This is a genomic window from Nonomuraea turkmeniaca (assembly GCF_005889735.1).
GTDB lineage: Bacteria > Actinomycetota > Actinomycetes > Streptosporangiales > Streptosporangiaceae > Nonomuraea > Nonomuraea turkmeniaca.
On sequence record NZ_VCKY01000490.1, the window covers coordinates 1 to 2,438 of the forward strand.

Genomic DNA, 2,438 nt, shown 5'->3' on the forward strand with positions numbered 1-2,438 from the left:
CCCAGTCCCCCTCAGCCACCCCCCAGACGGCGCCATACGCACGACCACCGCCGCAGCCGGCCGCTATCTGACCTCCCCCATGCGCAGGGGCGAGCCCTTGACGGATGCCCGCCTCCTGCACTCCTATCGCCTTCCACCAGGCATGGTCGCCACGCCCGTACGCATCTCCGACCCAGAAGCGGCGAAACTCATCTCCCCCGGCTCAAGGATCAACATCCTGGCAGCCTGGGAGGACACTCACCCGGCCCGCACGATCGCCGAAGACGTAACGGTCATCACTCTCCCAACAGGACAAGAGGAGAACAGGAACGGCACCCTAGCCGTCCTGGCCACGACCACGACCCAAGCAGCAGAGCTCGCCGCCGCCCAAGCAAGCGCCCCTCTGTCGATCACGATCCTCGCCGCTACTCACCCTGAGTAATCATTCGGCTACGATCTTGCCCATGAACGGATTCAAGAAGTTCCTCTTCCAGGGAAACGTCATCGATCTGGCCGTCGCAGTCGTCCTCGGGGCGGCCTTCAACGCGATTGTGCAGTCATTTGTCGCCGACTTGCTGACCCCGCTCATCTCGGCGTTCGGAGGTCTCCCCGACTTCTCCTCACTCAAGATCACCGTTGGTCAGTCGAACTTCATGTACGGCAACTTCATCAACGCGATCATCTCGTTCCTGATCGTCGCCGCGGTGATGTACTTCCTGGTGGTGAAGCCGTACACGCACGTCAGGGACCGCAACGCCGCCAAGATCGAGGCGAGGACCCGCAACTGCCCCGAATGCCTGTCAGAGATCCCGAAAGCCGCCTCCCGCTGCGCGTTCTGCAGCATAGAAGTGGCCTCGATCTGACCGAGGAAGCTAGAGCAGCGAATCCATCTTGGGGTCGTACTCCCAGTGCCACGGCTCGAACGGGCTGCTGTAGGCCCAGGACGGATGGAACCACCCGTACTTCTTGGAGTTCCGCTCCATCCACACGAACTCGGCCGAGCCCGACCTCTCCACCCCGCCACACAGGTCCACAGCCAGCCCGAGCCCGTGGTTACTCCGCCCCGGCACGGCCGCGAACCCCGGCCGCCGATAGTAGATGGACTGCTGCTCGGCCAGATTCCGGTAAGCATCGGTAACGCACATCGGCTTCCCGAACCTCTTGCGATACGCCTCGTTCAAGCTCACGAACGCGATGGTGGCGTCGGCCCGCAGACTGAACCCCTTCTGCTGCAACGGACAGAGCATGCCCTTGGGGATGAGCCCGTTGGGATAGTCCCCCGCCGTCGCCGCCCGCAGCGGGTCACACCCCAGTGCCGCCCGGCCCACTTTGTCAATCTTGATGCCCAGCTTCACCAACGCCGCGGTCAGTGACTTCACGATCTTGTCCGACCGCTGCCGCAACGTATCGACCTCGGCCGCCAGTTGCGCCTCCGCCAGCAGGTTCCCCGCCCGAAGCTCCTGAGCCTCAGCCGCCAGCCGCTCCGTCTCCTTGTAGAGCGCACTGGTCTGCTCAACAGCCTGCTGCCGCACCGCCACGATGTGCGTGGCGTCGGTCAGCGCGCGCAGCGTCCCCTCATCGGCCCCTTCAGTCAGGAACGGCAGAACGCCTCCGGCCGCGATCGGCTGCTCGTACAACAACTCGACCATCTGCGACACGGGCTGCCGCATCACCGCAAGCCGCCGCTCCAGCTCCTGCAACGCCGTCAGCTTGGTCTTGAGCTCCTTCTCGGAAGCCGCGATGGTGCTCCGCCGCTTCTCAAGGGCCTTGGTAGCCTCCTCGAGCTCCTTGGCCGACCGCTCGGCTTCCTTCCTGAGCTCACCCAGATTCCCCGGATCGCGCCACTCCCGAGCGCGGGTCTGCCGATCCATCTGAACCTGAGCCTGAGCCTTCACGGAAGGCGCCAACAGAGAAGCCACGACCACCATGACTACCGCGATCAGACCCGCTGATCGAGGTGCTGGCACGTTCGACTCCTCCGTATGCAAACTCGTTACCTGGGTCAGGCACGCACGTTACTACAGCCCCCAGAGTGTCCGGACCGAACTCTGGGGAGCTGTTATGAGACAAAAAACCCACTTTGCACAGCCACCCCCCACAACCAGCCAGATCCTCACCCCAGCCCATCACCTGGAGCCCCGGCTTCTCAAACGGCGCAAGCAGCCACCCAATGCCCAAAACGCCCCCTCACCTCCTGGCGCACACTGCCACAGTCTCAAATCCCCGGCACCAAACTCCGAGCGAACCCCTGACCGCCGCCCTCCTGCTCTTCCTCCCTGCACAACTCCCACAACCAGGTGTCCACCCACTCCCCCGGACACCCACTCCAGGGCCGCACAGGAGCAGGCGTATAGGGCTCCTCAACACGAGACCGCCGACCAGCATCAGGAGCAACATCGCCCTCCCCACGCCGAGGCCCCTTCGCCACCACCGGCACCGGCCCCGGCACAGCCCCTTCG

General features: G+C 64.4%; 3 protein-coding genes. 2 read left to right on the forward strand and 1 reads right to left on the reverse strand.

Annotation, left to right across the window (positions count from 1 at the left end; translation table 11 throughout):
* Together ETD86_RS53910 and mscL are read left to right on the forward strand one after the other, a co-directional pair.
* On the forward strand, positions 1-421 hold a 421-nt coding region (locus ETD86_RS53910), incomplete at its 5' end, for an RcpC/CpaB family pilus assembly protein (RefSeq protein ID WP_246149535.1).
* 22 nt (positions 422-443) lie between these two features.
* Positions 444-842, forward strand: coding sequence for a large conductance mechanosensitive channel protein MscL (mscL, locus tag ETD86_RS53915; RefSeq protein ID WP_138674317.1), 399 nt, complete (start codon positions 444-446; stop codon positions 840-842).
* A gap of 9 nt (positions 843-851) precedes the next feature.
* Here mscL and ETD86_RS53920 read toward each other — a convergent pair whose 3' ends face one another.
* Positions 852-1,850, reverse strand: a complete 999-nt coding sequence (locus ETD86_RS53920) for a M15 family metallopeptidase (RefSeq protein ID WP_246149536.1) — start codon at positions 1,848-1,850, stop codon at positions 852-854.
* Between the last annotated feature and the right edge of the window lie 588 nt (positions 1,851-2,438).